Source organism: Thermococcus sp. LS2 (genome assembly GCF_012027375.1).
In the GTDB taxonomy this organism is placed as follows: Archaea; Methanobacteriota_B; Thermococci; order Thermococcales; family Thermococcaceae; genus Thermococcus_B.
Map to the genome: position 1 here is coordinate 286,633 of NZ_SNUI01000003.1, position 18,563 is coordinate 305,195.

At 42.8% G+C, this 18,563-nt stretch carries 19 protein-coding genes; 9 read left to right on the forward strand and 10 right to left on the reverse strand.

All coding sequences use genetic code 11. The features are described 5' to 3' along the window. The first annotated feature begins 3 nt into the window (after nt 1-3). The 3 genes from E3E24_RS06310 to E3E24_RS06320 are packed head-to-tail and all read left to right on the forward strand — an operon-like array spanning nt 4 to nt 3,108. On the forward strand, nt 4-984 hold the full coding sequence (locus E3E24_RS06310) for a MoxR family ATPase (protein ID WP_167885239.1): 981 nt from the start codon (nt 4-6) through the stop codon (nt 982-984). After that, complete coding sequence (locus tag E3E24_RS06315) at nt 984-2,246, forward strand: DUF58 domain-containing protein (protein WP_167915733.1); 1,263 nt, start codon at nt 984-986, stop codon at nt 2,244-2,246. The genes E3E24_RS06310 and E3E24_RS06315 overlap by 1 nt, the downstream gene beginning before the upstream one ends. A gap of 1 nt (nt 2,247) precedes the next feature. Next, nucleotides 2,248-3,108 carry a hypothetical protein gene (locus E3E24_RS06320; RefSeq protein ID WP_167885237.1) on the forward strand — a complete coding sequence of 287 codons (861 nt, stop codon included), beginning with the start codon at nt 2,248-2,250 and terminating at the stop codon, nt 3,106-3,108. 4 nt (nt 3,109-3,112) lie between these two features. Here E3E24_RS06320 and E3E24_RS06325 read toward each other — a convergent pair whose 3' ends face one another. From E3E24_RS06325 to shyB, 6 genes are all read right to left on the reverse strand, one after another. After that, nucleotides 3,113-3,958: a TatD family hydrolase gene (locus tag E3E24_RS06325; RefSeq protein WP_167885544.1), complete on the reverse strand. Its 846-nt coding sequence runs from the start codon at nt 3,956-3,958 to the stop codon at nt 3,113-3,115. A gap of 46 nt (nt 3,959-4,004) precedes the next feature. Then, nucleotides 4,005-4,325, reverse strand: a complete 321-nt coding sequence (pbp11, locus tag E3E24_RS06330) for a tRNA-binding protein Pbp11 (RefSeq protein ID WP_167885236.1) — start codon at nt 4,323-4,325, stop codon at nt 4,005-4,007. Nucleotides 4,326-4,426: 101 nt separating this feature from the next. Next, the gene (shyA, locus tag E3E24_RS06335; RefSeq protein WP_167885235.1) at nt 4,427-5,677 is read right to left on the reverse strand and encodes an NAD(P)-dependent hydrogenase/sulfhydrogenase 2 subunit alpha; all 1,251 of its coding nucleotides are present in this window, start codon (nt 5,675-5,677) and stop codon (nt 4,427-4,429) included. Continuing rightward, nucleotides 5,671-6,408 carry an NAD(P)-dependent hydrogenase/sulfhydrogenase 2 subunit delta gene (gene shyD / locus E3E24_RS06340; RefSeq protein ID WP_167885234.1) on the reverse strand — a complete coding sequence of 246 codons (738 nt, stop codon included), beginning with the start codon at nt 6,406-6,408 and terminating at the stop codon, nt 5,671-5,673. The genes shyA and shyD overlap by 7 nt, the downstream gene beginning before the upstream one ends. Next, nucleotides 6,409-7,278, reverse strand: a complete 870-nt coding sequence (shyC, locus tag E3E24_RS06345; RefSeq protein WP_167885233.1) for an NAD(P)-dependent hydrogenase/sulfhydrogenase 2 subunit gamma — start codon at nt 7,276-7,278, stop codon at nt 6,409-6,411. After that, on the reverse strand, nt 7,275-8,279 hold the full coding sequence (gene shyB / locus E3E24_RS06350; RefSeq protein ID WP_167885232.1) for an NAD(P)-dependent hydrogenase/sulfhydrogenase 2 subunit beta: 1,005 nt from the start codon (nt 8,277-8,279) through the stop codon (nt 7,275-7,277). The genes shyC and shyB overlap by 4 nt, the downstream gene beginning before the upstream one ends. A 140-nt stretch (nt 8,280-8,419) precedes the next feature. Here shyB and E3E24_RS06355 point away from each other — a divergent pair, with 140 nt between their 5' ends. From E3E24_RS06355 to E3E24_RS06365, 3 genes are read left to right on the forward strand one after another with little or no spacing between them, the layout of a single operon-like run. Continuing rightward, the gene (locus E3E24_RS06355; RefSeq protein WP_167885231.1) at nt 8,420-9,256 is read left to right on the forward strand and encodes a sulfide/dihydroorotate dehydrogenase-like FAD/NAD-binding protein; all 837 of its coding nucleotides are present in this window, start codon (nt 8,420-8,422) and stop codon (nt 9,254-9,256) included. Beyond that, on the forward strand, nt 9,257-10,669 hold the full coding sequence (gene gltA / locus E3E24_RS06360; RefSeq protein WP_167885230.1) for an NADPH-dependent glutamate synthase: 1,413 nt from the start codon (nt 9,257-9,259) through the stop codon (nt 10,667-10,669). A 40-nt stretch (nt 10,670-10,709) separates the two neighbouring features. Then, nucleotides 10,710-11,246, forward strand: coding sequence for a nitroreductase family protein (locus E3E24_RS06365; protein ID WP_167885229.1), 537 nt, complete (start codon nt 10,710-10,712; stop codon nt 11,244-11,246). Here the strand turns inward: E3E24_RS06365 and E3E24_RS06370 are convergent. After that, nucleotides 11,239-12,153 (reverse strand): asparagine synthetase A, encoded by a 915-nt coding sequence (locus E3E24_RS06370; RefSeq protein WP_167885228.1) that lies wholly within the window; start codon nt 12,151-12,153, stop codon nt 11,239-11,241. The two genes, E3E24_RS06365 and E3E24_RS06370, sit on opposite strands and share 8 nt — an antisense overlap. Nucleotides 12,154-12,399: 246 nt before the next feature. On the opposite strand from E3E24_RS06370, the gene E3E24_RS06375 reads away from it, so the two are divergent. Next, nucleotides 12,400-12,993, forward strand: coding sequence for a Flp pilus assembly complex ATPase component TadA (locus E3E24_RS06375; RefSeq protein ID WP_167885227.1), 594 nt, complete (start codon nt 12,400-12,402; stop codon nt 12,991-12,993). On the opposite strand, the gene E3E24_RS06380 is transcribed toward E3E24_RS06375, so the two are convergent. Next, entirely contained in the window at nt 12,990-14,135 is a 1,146-nt protein-coding gene (locus tag E3E24_RS06380) for an alanine--glyoxylate aminotransferase family protein (RefSeq protein ID WP_167885543.1), read from the reverse strand. The two genes, E3E24_RS06375 and E3E24_RS06380, sit on opposite strands and share 4 nt — an antisense overlap. 133 nt (nt 14,136-14,268) lie before the next feature. On the opposite strand from E3E24_RS06380, the gene E3E24_RS06385 reads away from it, so the two are divergent. Both E3E24_RS06385 and E3E24_RS06390 read left to right on the forward strand, forming a co-directional pair. Continuing rightward, complete coding sequence (locus E3E24_RS06385) at nt 14,269-15,432, forward strand: MFS transporter (RefSeq protein WP_167885226.1); 1,164 nt, start codon at nt 14,269-14,271, stop codon at nt 15,430-15,432. Nucleotides 15,433-15,555: 123 nt separating this feature from the next. Continuing rightward, nucleotides 15,556-16,098 carry a 50S ribosomal protein L16 gene (locus tag E3E24_RS06390; RefSeq protein WP_167885225.1) on the forward strand — a complete coding sequence of 181 codons (543 nt, stop codon included), beginning with the start codon at nt 15,556-15,558 and terminating at the stop codon, nt 16,096-16,098. 180 nt (nt 16,099-16,278) lie between these two features. Here E3E24_RS06390 and E3E24_RS06395 read toward each other — a convergent pair whose 3' ends face one another. Together E3E24_RS06395 and argF are read right to left on the reverse strand one after the other, a co-directional pair. Further along, nucleotides 16,279-17,511 (reverse strand): 2,3-bisphosphoglycerate-independent phosphoglycerate mutase, encoded by a 1,233-nt coding sequence (locus tag E3E24_RS06395; protein WP_167885224.1) that lies wholly within the window; start codon nt 17,509-17,511, stop codon nt 16,279-16,281. A gap of 90 nt (nt 17,512-17,601) precedes the next feature. Beyond that, nucleotides 17,602-18,549, reverse strand: coding sequence for an ornithine carbamoyltransferase (argF, locus tag E3E24_RS06400; RefSeq protein ID WP_167885542.1), 948 nt, complete (start codon nt 18,547-18,549; stop codon nt 17,602-17,604). Between the last annotated feature and the right edge of the window lie 14 nt (nt 18,550-18,563).

An 18,563-nucleotide genomic window follows, 5' to 3' on the forward strand; every position in this document is an offset into this window, starting at 1 on the left:
GGTATGGAGGTTAGCGCTAAGAAGTACTCCAAGCTGGCTGAAGCTGTTATCAAGGAAATCTCAAAGGTTTACATCGGAAACGAGGAAGTTGTCAAAAAGACGCTCGCCGCAGCACTGGTAAATGGAAACGTGCTTTTTGAAGACCATCCTGGCTTAGGAAAGACCCTGCTTGCAAAGGCTTTTGGTAAGGCTTTGGGATTGGAGTACAAGCGCATTCAGTTCACACCTGACCTGCTTCCTAGCGACATCCTTGGAACCAAAGTCTGGCGTCAGAATTTGGGTCGCTTTGAGCTTGTAAAGGGACCAATTTTTACAAACGTCCTCCTTGCTGATGAGATTAATCGAGCCCCACCCAAGACGCAGTCAGCTCTGCTTGAGGCTATGGAGGAGAGGCAGGTTACGATTGAAGGCGAGACATTAACTCTGGAGAGACCATTCTTCGTCATAGCCACCCAGAATCCGATAGAGTACGAAGGGACGTATCCCCTGCCAGAAGCCCAGCTCGACCGCTTTGCCCTCAGGATGAGCGTCGGCTATCCAAAGAGCCTTGAAGATGAGATGGCAATATTAGAGGCAAGGCTCAGGTGGAGAAAAGATGACCCGACAGTTGATATGGAGCCTGTTATAGACAGGACAACATTCTTGGCAATGCAGAACTTCGTTGAGCACAACATCTTCATCCATAAGGAGATTATAAGGTACATTGCTGAGATAGTGAGGACTGCAAGAGCCGATGAAAGGGTCGAAGCTGGTCCAAGTCCAAGGGGAGGCTTAACGCTCCTCAAGATAAGCAAGGCCAATGCGATGCTTGAGGGCAGGGACTTCGTGATACCCGATGACGTGAAAGAGTACGCCATTGAGGCCTTAGCTCATAGGATGGTTCTCAAACCTGAGTACTCCTTCGAGGACGTTACGGCTGAGATGATAGTCGAGGAGACACTGAAAAAGGTCGAGGTTCCGAAGAACTTCAGGCGGGGTGAGTGATGGGAAGCATAAAACCCGCCAAGTCCCTGCTTTATCTTGCCATCTCTATGGTCATTGGCGGAACACTGCTCAACGTTAACGAGCTGGCATACTTGGCAGTCTTTCCCCTCATCCTCTTAGCGATGGGACTATTCGTGGAGCCGCCTTCTGGTATTAAAATTGAGAGAATCGTCGAGGAAAAGACATACATACCAGGCGATGAAGTAACAATCAGAGTAAAGGTGATGATTGAGAGAGGAATGGGCATGGTACTGCTCAGACAGCCGCTTCCCCCAGAGGTCGAGCTGGTTAAAGGAAACAACGCTTGGTCTCTCTTCAAGGGTCCAAGAAAGCTTGAGAAAGAGCTCACATTCTCGATAAAAGTGCCAAGAAGAGGTCTCTACACCCTTCCTCCAGCGGAACTCTACATTGAGCCTCTACTGAAGCTTGGAAAACCGGGGACGGCTTTCCTTGGCAATCCTGTGACCATAACAGTTCTACCCCTTATAAAGCCGCCAAGAAGGGTCAGAACAACAAATACCCGCTCTCAGATACCGATTCCCCTTACGAGCTACTCCTTGACGGGTCCGATATCAACGGACTTCAAGGAGATAAGGGACTATCGCCCAGGCGATCCTGTAAAGTTCATAAATTGGAAGGCGACCGCCAGAAGGGGGAATGTGCTTGTGAACGAGTACGAAAGAGAGGGCAAGAAGACAGTCATGTTCTACGTCGATGCCCGGCCCACCATGAGCGTCGGTACCTTCCAAGAGAACCCGCTGGAGCATGCGGTGAGCCTCGTTGCATCTCTTGCCTACTACTTCCTTCGTAGGGGCTACAACGTCGGTCTCTATATTGTCGGTAGAGGAGAGCTCATGATGCCCTCCACGGGCAACAGGCAACTATACGCCATGGTAAAGAAGCTCATGGAGGTCGAGGTGCTAAGTTCAGCCAATGAGGACTTCAAGGACGCCATGAGGAAAAGCGAGAGGATTATAATCCAATACACCCCGCTTATAATTGTTGTTTCGAATCTTCTACAGGCAAATGAACTCAGAGAAGCCTTCAGGCTTCTGATGAAGCACTACAAGGGCAGGGTTCCCTCAATAGTGTTTGACTTGTTTCCATATTCGATGTTCTCGGGCAAGAAAGTAGAACTCGTGAGGCTGAGAAAAATTGCAATTGAGAGAGAGCTTAAGGCCATTTCGCACGTCGTTCACTGGGACATCAGGAAAACTGAGATTTCTGCCGTACTTGCGAAAACGATAAGGATGGTGAGGTGACATGATAAAGCTCACCGTTTACCTCATAAAGATAGCCCTTATACTCCCCCTCATCGCTGTACTCTCCAAAGCCCTTTCTACGGTAGCTCTCCTTAGAGAGACCTTAAGGGCAATTCCCTTTATCATCTCAGATACCACGATAATGGTTCTCGTGGCACTAATTCTGGTCGCTCCAACCATTTTCTGGAGAACTAAAAAAGTTGTGATGATATTTTCGCTCCTTTACATCGTGCCTGCTCTGCTCTCTACTGGAACTATAAGTGAGTTGCTCCCGCTATTTGGATATAGCTTCCACTTCTGGAACCTCAACGTGACGTATGTGGCATACTTCCTCCTGGTCTCAGTGCTTGGAGAGATCCTGGATGACGTACTCGAAAAAGCAAGGATACTAGAGGATTGGAACATTTCGGGAATTGAAGAAACCCTTCACTATCTCCTTGGAGCAGAGGGGCTTTTGGTAATTCTGGCTGGAATTTTTGCCCTTCTTTATTCTCGCCACGCCATTTCCCTTGGAACAGAACTCCCAGCATATGCCCTTCCTTTGGGAATTCTTCTTCTGGGACTTGTCTTGCTCCTTGGAATCCTTCCAGAAAAGCCCAAGAAAACCATCGGGGTAGTAAAAACGGTTATCAAGATAGGCCCATCATATACTATTGAACCGACAGGTGATGAAGTAGTCGTCAGGGATGAAGGGCTTCCACAAGAAAGAGAAGTGGTAGCAAGCTTTGAGCTCACGGAGACTTATGAAAGCATTATCTTAAAGACCAGAGACGCCAGAAGAAAGCTTAAAAAGGCAGGTGAATTCGTAGTTGATGGTGTTAGGTACGTTGTATACTCAGATAAAGAAAAAATAACACTCTAAGCACTTATTCCTCTATCTCAACTCCATACACTTTTTTTGGATTCTCAACATGGATCTTGTAAACATCCTCTTCAGTGAAGATTCCCTGCTGAAGGAAAGCCTTTGTCCTCTTTGGCACGGTCTTTGGCCCTAACACGGCTCCAGGCCTTCTTTTATCATCAATATAATCAGTCTCCATGAAAAACCTATTGCCTTGCATTATAGCCTCCATCATAGCCTTTTTGCTCGCCAAAATTGAGGGAAAAACTCCAACTTCCTCTGCAATTTTCACAAGAGGTGGGGAATAGTGCTTGACAACCTTATACGGCTTTATACCAACTTCCCTAACTATTTTTCCAAGCTCCCTGAACTTCTCTTCTGTGAAGCTCTCTGTATGCAGTTGAACAGCACAATCAGCTTCTTTAGCCAGAGCCATTCCATACTTCATCAGCTCAATGCTTGCATTCCAAATCTCCTCGCTAACCTCAAAATGAGGTCTGCCAATTTCTCCGATGGCTATTGCTTTACCCTCAAGGCACAGCTTTTGGGCATACTCTAAAGCTTTCATGACCTCATCCTTAGCATATTCCAAGCCCTTCTTTTCAGCTAAATATACGAACTCAGCTGGATGAACACCAACAACTGCAAAAGCTTTTACTGGAGTCTCTTTGTTTATTTTCTCAACGAGGTTTATATGAAAGTCCATAGCTTTCATGAAGTCCTCTGCTTTCATCCCAGCAAAGCCGTAATCGTGAGCTGTTTTGTAGACCACATTGAGATGTGTTCCACCTGCTCTGTGAAACTGCTTTACCGCCTCAAGGAAGAGACCCTTATAGGGGTCAACGTGAAAGTGATTATCAAAGATTATCATCCTTACCACCAAAAAGAGCTAAGCTTATGGACTTTTAAGCCTTAAGTTAGGATTGGTAGACCTCAAGAACCTCGCCTTTTTCAACTCCCATCTTATTCTCGAGAATTAGCGCCACACTATCTCCAGAAACTGCAAAGTCAACTCTTCTATGCTCTTTTTCAATCGCCATTACTACTCCAACGTCTTTTCCCTTGACCTTGTATCCCGGATATATAATACCCTCAAGAACTTCTCCGCTTAAAACCTGCCTCCCTAAAATTTGGAAAATCTGAAGAACCCTAAACTTTCCAACTGGCTTTCTTGAGACTATTTCAATTTTATCAATGTCTCTTTCTGGTTTTTTGAATATTTTTCTAAAAAACCCCATTTTCATCCCCGAGTATGTCTTCAAGCTCCATCGTGTCCCTGCTGGTTTATACTCCTGACTTAGATTTTATAATGGTTTTGATCTAGAAACAAAAAGAAAAATCAAAGTCTAACGAGATGCACAGAGCATGAAATGCATGGGTCAAATGCCCTAACAGTCTCTTCCAATCTATGTGTCAACGAATTCTCATCTAAAGTGCCGTAGTTTTTCTTGGTTTCCTCATAGAGGCTCAGCTCCATTAACGCATGGTTCAGAGCTGTGGGGGTTATTATATTGGAATAAGTTATGTTCCCATTCCCATCAATCTTATAGTGATGGATTAAAACTCCTCTCGGAGCTTCAACATAGCCTATACCTTCTCCTTCTTTGGGCTCAATTGGAACGTTCTCACCCTTGATTCCTCTATCTAAAAGCGTACTTACGATTTCTTTTGCTCTTTCAATTGCATATACCAGCTCAATTGCCTGTGCTAAGTTGTTTAAGCTGACGTAACCTTGAGAAAGCTTCTCTTTATGCTGCTCAAATAATTCCTTCGCCATTGGTGTTAGCTTATCGGCTTTGAGCATTAATCTCGAGAGTGCACCAACCATGAAGATTTCTCCTTTGTATTTGCTCTGCTTTGCAAAACTGTATGGCAGAGTTTTCTCTTCGATGTGCTCAAGATAATCAAACCTCTCCCCATCAGATGCAATCAGCTTTTCTCCATAGAGATATTCATCCGTAGCAATGTGATACACTGGCACAGCTCCAAAAACATCTTGAGTTGCAAAAATGTTGACAGCCCTCTTTGCCATCCTCAAGAGCTCATCACAGCTCTTCTCAATTTTTTCAAGCTCATCCGCTGTTGGATATCTCCCAAATCCACCGGGTTTTATGTTAATACCATGAATCTCTCTTCCCCCAATTATCTCCCTAATGTAATTTCCAAAGCTTTTGATAGTAAGTCCTTCTTTTACGAGTTCACCATGCTTACTTACCATTCTAATTGCATCTGGATAGCCAAACAAATCTGGGGCTACTAAGAGATACAAATGCAATGCATGACTTTCAAGGAATTCCCCAATCAGACCAAGTTCCCTCAAAAGTTGAATTTCCTCCGGAACTTTAACTCCAAAAGCTTTCTCAATTCCAAGAACTGAGGCAAATGAATGTGCTAAATAACAGATTGCACAGATTCTTGCCTCTAAATCTGGAACATCCCAATAATACCTGCCAAGTGTTAGCAATTCAAAGAATCTTGGTCCCTCGACTATCTTTACTCTAACTTCTTTGACCTCTCTATTTTCAATGACAATCTCTGCTTTACCATTTCCTTCAACCCTTGTGAACTCACCAACTTCAAGAATTACCATCTCAGCTCACCCCTTGCAAATGTCTTAAACTTCTTTCGTATGTATTCCTCATCATATCCCAACTCCTTGAGAATCTCAAATTCACTTGTTGGATTCGCTTCTTTCGGCAGAGGTCCTCTGCACCCAATGCATCCCAGTTTAGATCTTATGCACACCGCATTACATCCACCAAGGGTTATTGGGCCTAAGCATGGCAGACCTTTCTTTACAAGAACACATTCATATTCATTGAGCTTACATTCAATACAGACCGGATAATCCTTCTTCACAGGCTCAATACCTTTTGCTATGTCAATTAATAGTTGATAAAGCTCCATCTTATCATACGGACAACCGGGCAGAGCAAAGTCAACAGCTACGTGTTCAACTATGGGCTTTGCATCCAAGGCTTTCATTGGATTAGCCCTTGTACCATAGACTTTTTCCAACTTTGCTCTTATTTTTCCTTCCACAGCTCCCTGAACAGAACCATGAGTTGCACATGTCCCTAAAGCAATTAGATAATTAGAGTAATTCCTCGCATGCTTCAGCACCTCCAAATCCCTTTGAGAGGATACAGTTCCAGTAACGATAGCTACATCAAGGTGACCATGCTCCTTAAAGCTCGATGCCATGTGAAATTCTTTTATTTCATAGAACTCAAGCAAATCAAAGAGCTTGTCGTAGAGAAACAAAACATTTAGGGCACAACCTCCACAGTCCGTCAGCTCAAAAACTCCCAGCTTGAGCATTTAAATCAACCCCCTTGTAGAAAGAGCTTCCCAATAAGTGAAGACTGGCCCATCTTTGCAGATATACTTTATTGACGTGCTCGTTCCCACAATACAGTGGCCGCACTTGCCTATTCCACACCTCATTCTCCTCTCAAGTGTCATGTAAATCCTGCCTGGAGAGAGCTTTCTGCTCAAAAGCTCCTTTATCACGAATTTATACATCACTGGAGGCCCACAGATTAAAGCGTATGTATTTTCTACGTCCAACTCTTCTCCTCTGAATAAATCTGTTACAACACCTTTACAGACCTTGGGAGCAAAGCCCTTCTCAAGGTAAATGCATGATGGACTCTCAACCTCATAAGCAAGCTTCACTTTGCAGTTCATTGCCTCCCCATGCTTCAGGAGGTGGATAATCTCATCTCTAAAAAGAATGTCCTCATAACTTTTGGTTCCATAGAATAGGTATATCTGCCCATATTTTCCGCTGTCCAGTGCATACCAGAGAACGCTCCTCAATGGTGCCATTCCTAAGCCACCAGCAACTAAAAGGAGGTTTGAACCTTCCATCTCCTCCATTGGAAATCCATTGCCATAAGGACCGCGAATGCCAATAATATCCCCTTCCTTAAGTTTATGCATGTATTTTGTCATCCTTCCAACCCTTCTCACACACAGCTGGAAGTAGCCGGTTCTAGTTGGAGAAGAGCAAAGGCTTATTGGGAACTCCCCAAAGCCTCGAATATCAACTATGACAAACTGGCCAGGTTTGTATGTAAATTCTTTGTTAACCTCTGGATCAACAAATCTAAGCGTGAAGAGCTTCTCCCTTGAGGTAAGCTCTTTAACTTCCAAAATCCTCGTATCATAAGTTTGAAACGGATTCATTTCAATGCCTCCCCAACTTCATCAAGAACTTTCACATGCTCTATTTTCGCTGGACAGAACTCATCACATCTCCCACAACCTACACAGTTGAAGCCTGCAGAAGGGTCGAAATAGCTTTTACAGTAATAGCGATGCCTAAATCTATCCAAGCGAGTAGGTCTAAAGTTATAACCACCGGCAACGAGTCCATGGCTTTCTATAAAGCATGAGTCATATCTCCTAACCCTCACAGCCTCGTAAGCGTTTACCCAGAAATCGCAGACTTCATAACATCTGCATGTTGGACACACCATGTTGCAGTTTCCGCAACCAAGACAAATGTCCTCATACCTTTTCCACACTGGACTGTTAAATGCCAAATCTAGCATATCAGCTAGTCCTTCTTTGTTCAAATGCTTTTTGAATGAAGCGGAGCGCTTATCTTCAAACTCTTTGAAATGCTTTAAGTCCTCTTCCGTAACTTCCTCAAAAAGGCTTTCATTAACCCATGCTATTTCATGCCCTTTTACACTCCCGACTCTGACAAGCCAACCATCTGGAAGCTCATGCAAAAACAAGTCAAAGCCGTGCATTGCAAAGTGCGTTCCTAAACTCTTACAGAAGCAGTACTCATCTGGCATACAGCTAATCCCGATAATAACCGCATTTTCTCTTCTATTTTTGTAATAAGAGTCAATGGGCTCAGCTAGATATACTTTATCAAGAATTTGAAGACCGTGAATATCACAGCTATGAACTCCAAAGAGAACTATCTTTTCAACTTCCTTGCTTTCTTCCCATCTGCCGTTTTTTAGCTTTAAAAGGGTGTCCTTTGGACGGACAAAGAACTTTTTTGGAGGAAGCATCGTTCGGGTGTAATCTAACGAAACTTCTTCTAAGGTATTAACCTGCTCAAAAGAATAAATGTCTCCCTGTTTTACTGGAGCATAAATTGTTCCCCAGTTTTTTAGAGAATTGAAAAATTCCTCAAAATTCTCAGACGGAAGTTTTACATATCTCAAGATAATCACCTTTTAAATTATTTCTTCTTTTTATATTTGTCAAATTTTAGATTTAAGGATTTTTACAACAGTTAGTTATCAACTAATAGTGAAAAGAATTTTTATATCTGCAAAACTAATTTAGTATTTGGTGAGCTTGAATGTTTGAAATTTTGCATAAAGAAAAATTAGCTCCCGGAATAAATCTCTTTGAAATCAAGGCTGAAAGAATCGCAAAAAAGGCCAAACCGGGACAATTTGTGATTCTCAGACTCCACGAAAAAGGTGAGAGAATTCCTTTAACCATAGCGGACACAAATCCTGAGAATGGCACAATTACAATAGTCGCTCAAGAAGTTGGAAAAACTACTCACGAACTGGGAACTTATGAGGCGGGAGATTATATTCTCGATGTTCTTGGTCCTCTCGGGAGGCCTAGTCACATTGATAAGTTCGGGACAGTTGTAATGATAGGCGGCGGTGTTGGCGTCGCGGAGATTTACCCCGTTGCAAGAGCGATGAAAGAAGTTGGCAACTACGTGATCTCAATTCTTGGCTTCAGAACAAAAGAGCTTGTGTTCTGGGAAGATAAGCTGAAACAAGTTAGTGATGAAGTCATAGTGACAACAAACGATGGGAGTTATGGAATGAAAGGATTCACAACTCATGCTCTTCAGAAGCTCATAGATGAAGGGCGAAAGATTGACTTAGTTCATGCAGTTGGACCAACGATAATGATGAAGTTCGTCGCAGAGCTCACAAAGCCATATGGCATAAAGACAGTTGCCAGCCTGAACCCAATTATGGTTGATGGCACCGGAATGTGCGGCGCTTGCAGAGTAACAGTAGGCGGAGAGATAAAGTTTGCATGCGTTGATGGTCCAGAGTTTGATGCACACCAAGTGAACTGGGATGAGTTGATGAAGCGTTTAGATTATTACAAGGATTTAGAGAAGATTTCTTTTGAGAAGTGGAAGCGCGAGAGGGAGATGGTTTGAATGCCAAAAAGAAAACTTATCAAAGAGAGAATCCCTACTCCAGAGAGACCGCCGGAAGAGCGAAACAAAGATTTCTTTGAGGTGAATCTCGGCTATGACTTCGAACTTGCAAAGAAAGAGGCAGAACGCTGTTTGCAGTGTCCAGAGAATTATGCTCCGTGTATTAAAGGCTGTCCCGTGAACATAAACATCCCAGCTTTCATAGCTAAAATTAGGGAAGGAGATATTAAAGGAGCTCTAGAGGTAATTTGGGCTTGTAATTCTTTGCCTGCTATTACTGGTAGGGTTTGTCCACAAGAAGACCAGTGTGAAGGAGTTTGCGTAATGGGCAAAGTAGGAGACGCCATAAACATAGGAAAACTAGAAAGATTCGTAGCAGACTACGCAAGAGAAAAAGGAATAGATGCAGAACTACTAGAAGAACAAATAAGAGGGATAAAGAAGAACGGAAAGAAAGTCGCAGTCATCGGGGCAGGGCCTGCAGGCTTAACTTGTGCCGCAGAACTCGCAAAAATGGGTTATGAAGTGACAATCTTCGAAGCCCTCCACAAACCCGGAGGAGTCCTAATATACGGAATCCCAGAATTCAGACTACCAAAAGAAATAGTGAGAAAAGAGCTTGAGAACCTCAAAAAGCTTGGAGTAAAAATCGAGACCAACGTTTTGGTTGGAAAAACAGTTACCTTCGATGAGCTGAGGGAAGAGTACGATGCCATCTTTATAGGAACCGGTGCGGGAACACCAAGATTCGTCAAATGGGAGGGAATAAATCTTAACGGAATTTACTCAGCTAACGAATTTCTAACAAGAATAAACCTCATGAAGGCTTATGAATTCCCCGAATATGACACCCCAATAAAAGTTGGCAAAAAGGTAGCAGTTATCGGCGGCGGAAACACAGCAATGGATGCAGCTCGTTCTGCGTTAAGGCTTGGCGCTGAGGTTTGGATTCTATACAGAAGAACGAGAAAAGAAATGACAGCAAGAATAGAAGAAATTCACCATGCCGAGGAAGAGGGAGTCAACTTCATGTTTCTCGTCTCACCAAAGCGCTTTATAGGAGATGAAAACGGCAACTTAAAGGCAATAGAGCTTGAGAAGATGAAGCTTGGAGAGCCAGATGAAAGCGGAAGGAGGAGACCAATCCCGACCGGAGAAACCTTCATCATGGAATTCGACACAGCGATAATAGCGATTGGACAGACTCCAAACAAAACGTTCTTCCAGACAGTTCCAGATTTGAAAGTTGACAGCAAGGGAAGAATAATAGTCGATGAGAATTTAATGACTTCGATTCCTGGCGTTTTTGCAGGTGGAGATGCCATAAGAGGAGAAGCAACCGTAATCCTAGCAATGGGAGACGGAAGAAAAGCAGCAAAAGCAATACACGAATATTTGAGCAAGGAAGCTTAGCTTTAAATTTTCCTCATTTCTAATAATTTTGGTGAGCGATATGGAGTTCTTTGAAATTGTAAGAAAAAGAAGGAGCATTAGAAGATTTCAGAATAAAGAAGTTCCAGATGAACTTATTGAGAAAATCCTCGAAGCTGCCTTCTATTCTCCAAGCTCAAAGAACAGAAGACCCTGGCACTTTGTAGTTGTTAAGGATAGGGAGTTAATAAAAAAGCTTGCCGAAACGAGACCAGCTGTAAAGTTCCTTGAAACAGCGCCTTTAGCAATAGTTGTCTGCGGAGATGAGCAGATAAGCAGTGCATGGGTATATGACTGCTCTATAGCTGCCGAGCACATTCAACTGGCAGCCACTGCCTTGGGCTTAGGCGCCTGCTGGGGCCATATACACGAAAGGATGCACGATGAAAAGAAAACTGCTGAGGATTACGTCAGAGAACTCTTAAGGATTCCCAAGCATATAAAGATTCTCTGCATCATTGGGATTGGGTATCCAGCTGAAGAAAAACCAGAACACAGAAAAGAGGAAATAATGTGGGAGAGAGTGCATCTAAATAAATTTGGAAACCGCCTTAAATAATGGCAGGAATGCCCGGAATTCTTGGGAAAGGTTGGACTTCCGCTATGTGCTTTGCTCCAACGATGAACCTCACTAGTCTTTCCATTCCTATACCAGCTCCTGCTGTAGGCTTAAGCAAACCAGCTTTGGCGACCTCCAGATAAGGCTTGAATGCCTCAAGGCTTATTCCAGCTTTCTTCATCTTCCTGACGATTATATCGTACTCCCACTCTCTCTCACCGCCGCTTGAGACTTCACCGTAACCCCAAGGCAGATATAAGTCATAGTTTCTGAAGTGCCCTGGCCTCTCTGGATCTTCTCTATCGTAGAATTCTCTCTCAATATCAGTAATCCAGAATGGTTCATCCATTGCTTCACTTGCTTTATCTTCATCACCAAATTCTGCTTTGATTTCCTCCAAAGTGAACCGCTTAAATGGTGGCTTAGCCTTTGGAACTTCTCTGCCCAGTTCTTCAAGAATCTCCCACTTCCTTGCCTCTTTGAAAAGTCCAGAGATTGCCTCTTCGATTAAGCTCATGACGTCATCCATAGTTGCATAAGCTATTTCAAAGTCAAGCTGGGTAAACTCATATGCATGTCTTCCATCGTCAGCTTCTCTCCCTTCGAGTCTTATGTTTGGAGAAAGTATGAATAGCTTGTCTATTCCCATAGCAACCGCCAATTGCTTGTGCAAAATCATGCTATGCATTAATCTAAGCTTTCCACCATACGCTTCTATTTCTGGAGGTTTTAGAGCCCTAGTTGCTGCTGGATCTGGCCAAAGAGGGTCAGTTATTGAGCTGAGCACTACTGGAAGCAACCACTTGAACCCTTTGTCTACGAAAAATCCCGTCATATATTCAATAACTTTAGTTTGAACCTCCACAGCTGGGGCAATATCTCTTTTAACTAATTGAACAGCGTTCATATTTATCACCTATTTTTTGACACTACTTTTATGGTTTATGTCTTTTATGCAAAAAACTTTGGAATTTGGACAAATTTTGGCATTTATAAATGAGAATTTTTGAACAATTGACAAGAAATTAAGCAAGAATCGACATTTCTAAAAAAGATTTTTCAAAATTATTCACAACTTTAAACGTCTCCTTTAACGTTGATGCACCAATACAGTTATAATTATCTGTTTCCAAAGTATTCTACGGTGGCAAAAATGGGAGTTTACATTTTCACTCCAGAAGATTTGCTTCGATATGGGAACATAACCAAAGAACAGCTTGAGACTATTAAAAATGCCCTTCTCAGAAAAAGCGACATTCTAGTTGTCGGGGCAAGCAGAACCGGTAAAACAAAGCTGATTGAGGCTATGGTTCATTTAATTCCCGATGAGTGGAAAATAGCAGTTGTAACAGCTTACAATGAATTCAAGCCTTTCAAGGAAAATATTGAAGTCATAAACACTGAATTCGATAAAAAGAGCGTTAGAACAAGAACAAAGGAAGTGATTGAGGAAATCAAAAAGCTCAATCCCGATTATGTTGTTATAGACACTCTCCACACAATTAATGTACCTCTAATTCTGGAAGAACTCGTAGACGATTATGCATTCATAATTTCATCCCTCATACTTTCAAGGGACATCATGAGTGAAGTTAAACATTGGCTTAAGATAGATGATGAAACTTTAAAGGGGTTTGAGCTGATAATTGAGCTCTATCATGACATAAGAACTGGGATTAGAAAAGTTAATGCAATTTATAAAGTAGTTGAAGAAGAAGGAAAAATAAAGCTGGAGAAGGTATGCTAAGCTTTCTTCTTCAGTTCTTCTATAACTTCTTTTAAGTTTTGGAGCATCTCCTCAATGTCTTCAAATGTCATGTATCCCATATGACCAATCCTAAATGTCTTTTCTTTAATTCCTTCACCGTAACCCTTTGCCAACTCAAATCCTCTCTTTCTCATCTCTTCGTAAACTTCATCGCCCTTTATTCCTTCTGGAGTTAAGACAGCAGTTATTGTTGGGCTTTCATAACCTGGCTCTGCCAAAATTTCAAGACCTATTTCTTTAACTCCATTCCTTATCATCTCTGCCCTCTTCTGATACATCTTGAGCCACTCCTCCTTACCGCCCATCTTCTCAATGATTCTCAGCACAACGTTGAGACCAAAGACCTGGGGCATTGGTGGTGTTGATGGTGTTCCTTGCTTCTTGTAGTTGAACTTCTTATAGAGTGGCAAATCAAAGTACCAGCCTCTCTCCGGCATCTTTTCGGCGATTTCAAAAACTCTTTGGCTAACAGCAGCGATTGCCAAGCCTGGCGGAACACCAAAAGCTTTCTGTGAACTTCCGAAAATTATGTCAATTCCCCATTTGTCAAATTTTATATCAGCTCCTCCCATTGCACTGACTGCATCTACAAAGAGAAGCTTGTCATGTTCGTTTACAACCTTAGCTAATTCTGGGAGGGGATTGAGAACACCTGTTGATGTTTCATTATAAGTGATTGTTACTGCATGGACGTCGGGATTCTTCCTTAATGCATCATCAAGGTCTTCTGGCTTCACTGCTTTTCCGGGTTCATACTCAAGTGTTACTGCCTTTCTTCCATTAGCCTCAACAACTTCCTTAAAGCGCTTTCCAAATGCACCAATTATGGTAACTAAGACTTTTCCTCCTCTTGGAACTGTGTTTCTAACAGCTGCCTCCATGAATCCAGTTCCAGAACTTGGGAACAGAATAATCTCCCCACTCTCAGCTTCTAAGAATTTTTTAAGCCTTTCAAGGGTATCCATGTGGATTATCTTGTATTCCTTGGCTCTATGACTAAACATCTGAACTTTCATTATCTCGAGAACCTCTGGAAAACATGCAACTGGTCCAGCTGTGAAGAGCTTGTATTTTGGCTTAACAATCTCATAAACTTCCCTGTAAGCGTCCTCAAACTGCATCTGCATGAATACCACCTCACTCAATAGTGTGAGAAGATTGTATAAAAAGGTATTCTTGGATGTGTTTATATTTCCATCATAACGCAAAGAGATAAGTTTTAATATTCTTCCAAATCAGATTAGTTGGGAAACAATGAGAAGGCAATATCTTGGAATAGCCCTGCTCATTGCATCGGCTTTTACTGGGACCCTAGCTTTTAGGTTAGCCACTCCAGCCGTCGCATTCTACACTAGAGATATCCTCAAAGCCTCAATGGCATACCTCTCCATAATCTCCGCCTCTTTCATTTTAGCACGCTCATTTTCCGCCCTTTTCAGCGGACTGTTGCTAGAAAAGAGGAAAAGCTTAGTCTATCTTGGAGCTCTGGCAATGGTTGGCAATGCCTTAGCTGTTAATTTGTATCCCTTTACATCCTCATGGCTCCATGTCATGGGAATTAAGCTCATGAACGGCTTTCTAAACGGCATTGCGTGGCCAATTGCTCAGTTTGTAATTGCTGTTTCCTCTCCAAAAGAAATTAGGAGCAGAGTGACAGCTTTGTATTTTATCTTTGGAAACTTTGCTGGACTTTTGGGCAACTACACTTACGCTATAACTCAAGGCTTTGGATTAAAAGGACAGATGTATCTTGCATCATTTTTCTTTTTCCTGACAGCCCTCTGCATGTTGCTCTCCTACTGGCTCCTCTATGAGAAGATAGTTCCTAAAAGGGAAAAAGAGGGAAAAGAAGGCAAAGCTCCAATAAATCCAAAGAAAATTCTAATGTTGTCAGCTTTGATTTCATTTCTCTCAGCGTTCACCTCTGGCGAGATAACCTATATTTATGTTGCCGAAACTTTGAACTTGGATAAAGGGACTGCAGCAACGCTGATTGGACTCATCGGCTTCATAGCGACACTTTTGGCATATATTCCCTCGAGATTTGCCGATTTAGGCAGCGAAAGAAAAGTCATCATAACAATATCAGTTTTAGCTGGGGTGTCACCAATTTTGGCAGCAGTTAAAAATCCAATTACTGTATTCTTAGGGATTTTAATGGCAATATTTGCCGCTCAAACCTTCAGACCAATTTCAAGGAGCATATTAGCATCAGCGAGGAGAGCCTCAGCAGCTATTGGTGGAATAAACGCTGTCAGGAATTTATCAACAACCGCTGGGCAGTTAGTTTTTGGATTTGCCTACTCTTTGGGCGAAATTGCAATATTAGGGATTGTTTTAAAAGCTGCGCTGCTGATATTTGCCCCAGCATCGCTTCTGCTGTTTGGAATTGCTATAAAGCTAAATGACAAGAAGTAGTAACCCCCCGGATTGCAAAAAATTTATATAGATTGAAAAACTTGAGAACTCTGCATTCCAAAACTTTTATAAGTTGAATAGGTTTCCTAAGTTTAGATTACGCTCATTGTGGAGGTGAGTTGAATGGCATTAAGGCCAGCAAAGATTGATAGAGATGTTGATAAGCCCGCTTACACAAGGAGAGAGTACATAAGAGGTGCTCCCGGTCCAAAGATTACAATCTTCGACATGGGAAACCCCGCTGGAGATTTTGAGTTTGAAGTCAGCCTTCACGCAGAGCAACCCATGCAGATAAGACAAAACGCCCTTGAGGCAGTTAGAATTCAGCTCAACAGATACCTCCAGAAGAACGTTGGTAGGAGCAACTACCACTTCAAGATTAGGGTTTACCCATTCCAAGTCCTCAGAGAGAACCCGATGGCTACAGGAAGAAAGGCAGACCGTTACGGAAACGGTATGAGAAGACCATTCGGAAAGCCTATTGGACTTGCTGCGAGGGTCAAAAAAGACCAGAAAATCCTCACTGTTTGGGTCAACAGACAACACCTCAAGTTCGCCCTTGAGGCAATGAGAAGAGCCAACATGAAGTTCCCCTACAGATGCTACTACAGAATTTACGACAAGCAAGGAAACGACATCACAACAAAAGTCCTCTCAACCATGTGATGCTTTTTCTTTTCTCTGCCCAATTCTCAACTTTTACAAATTCGAAACTACGAGCTTTAGATTATGAGAAATGCCACCATCTTCTGACTTCACGGTGTCCCGTTGATTACGCCATACCGTGCTGACTCAAGAAATACAGGGTAAAGGAGATGAAACAGAAACATCAACAAAGAAACCAAATCAAGCTCCAAACTTCTCCGTTCTTCCCATCAAATCCATCATCATAGGAACTATGTCGTGCCCTTTGACCCTTCCAATGCCACCGCGCATGCACTCCCTTTCACCAAAGCTCTCCGTGAAGTCCGTTCTAACCCCTCCACCAGCTATTAAGAGAGGCACTGGGTCTCCGCTATGATTCATAACCTCACATGGAGTCGAATGGTCACCTGTCACAGCTATAACTGTCTCTTCCAAGTCAACGTTCTCAATTATGTAGCCGATCATTCTGTCGGCTTTCTCAATCATTTCTGCCTTGAGCTTTGGATTATTATCGTGTCCCGCAGCATCTGTGGGTTTGAAGTGGAGGAACACAAAGTCGTAATCCTTCAGCAATTCAACGACTGCTTTAGCTTTCGCCATTTCATCGGTGTTGTATTCACCAGTTGCCCCTTCTGGAGTGAAGACATCGAATCCAATAGCCCTTGCAACACCCTTAACCAAAGCTGTTGCAGCAACTGCAACAGCTTTAACCTTCCACTGCTCGGTGAACTTCATTGGGATGTTTGGATATATACCAGCTCCTCTTATGAGCAAAAAGTTGGCGACTGGCTTGCCTTCTTTCTTCCTTTTCTCATTAATTGGGTGGTTCTTCAAAATCTCACAAGCTTGCCTTAGGAAATCCTCCAAAATCTCAGCTACACGCTTGCTTTCCTCATCTTCATATGTAAACTTGAGGGGAGGAACTCCTTCAATGTGAGGGTCATTCTCACCAACTTTATAGCCCCTAGCCATTCCCTTAAGCACCAGAACAGCTCTGTGTCCAGTTGCTCCTTTGAATATAAACTCAACTGGAAGCTTAACATTCTCCTGAATTGCTTTGGCTAATTCGTGGGCTTCCTCCGTCGAAATCCTTCCAGCTCTCCTGTCAACAATTATTCCGTTCTCGATAGTTGCAAAGTTCACTCTGAAAGCCAAATCATCTTCATCCAAATCCAAGCCAACACCTAATGCCTCAAAAAATCCTCTTCCTCTGTAAGTTTTGTATGGGTCATAGCCAAAGATTGAGAGGTGTGCTGTATCACTTCCAGCAGGTTGCCCTGGTTTTATTGGGTCATGTAAACCGAGGATTCCAATTTTAGCAAGCTTATCAAGGTTCGGTGTGTTCGCGTATTCCAGTGGCGTTTTTCCGTCAAACTCCTTTATTGGCCTGTCCCCAAGCCCATCTATAATTATGAGTATTCCCTTTCTTACCATTTTAATCACCGCTCAAAGTTTAGAATAGGATTTCTTAAAGATTTCCTTAAAAATCAGTAAAAATAAGGAAAACACAAATCCAGCTTAAATTCAAACCTTAATACCACCCATGACTAAAGCCAAAGCGGCCTTTTGAGTGTGCAACCTGTTCTCCGCTTGATCCCAGACAACACTGTTCGGTGAATCAATTACATCATCAGTGACCTCTTCCCCTCTGTGAGCTGGGAGGCAGTGCATGAAGATGTAGTCGGGCTTTGCGTGCTTAACTAATTCTTTGTTAACTTGGAATGGCTTGAATATCTTCCTTCTTATCTCAGCCTCAGCTTCCTGCCCCATTGAAGCCCATACATCTGTATAAATAACATCTGCATCTTTCACAGCTTTGACTGGGTCATGTAAGAGTTCAAAGCTTCCACCACTTTCTGCTGCATTCTTCTCAGCCCACTTGATAACCTTCTCATCTGGCTCGTATCCTTCTGGTGTAGCAACCACAACGTTTGCGCCGAGCTTCGTTCCGGCTATCATGAGGGAGTGAGCGACGTTGTTTCCATCGCCAACATAAACGACCTTAAGACCAGCAATTCTTCCCTTTTTCTCCCAGATTGTCATGTAGTCTGCTAAAGCCTGACATGGGTGTGAGAAGTCGCTCAAACCATTTATAACTGGAACGCTTGCATATTTTGCTAAATCCTCAACATCCTTGTGATCATAAACCCTCGCCATGATTCCGTCAACGTATCTGCTAAGCACTCTTGCTGTGTCTGCTATTGTCTCTCCTCTCCTCAGCTGAAGGTCTTGGGCGTTCAAATAGAGAGCGTAGCCTCCGAGCTGATACATTCCAACCTCAAAGCTGATTCTTGTCCTTGTTGAGGGCTTTTGAAAAATCATGGCTAAAGTTTTACCTTCCAAAACACGGTGCGGCTTTCCAATCTTGTTCCAAATTTTCATCATCTTTGCTGTTTCGAGAATCGTCTCAATCTCTTCTCTTGTAAAGTCCTGTAAGCAGAGAATATCCCTTCCAGCTAGGCTAACTACCATAGGCATCACCACAT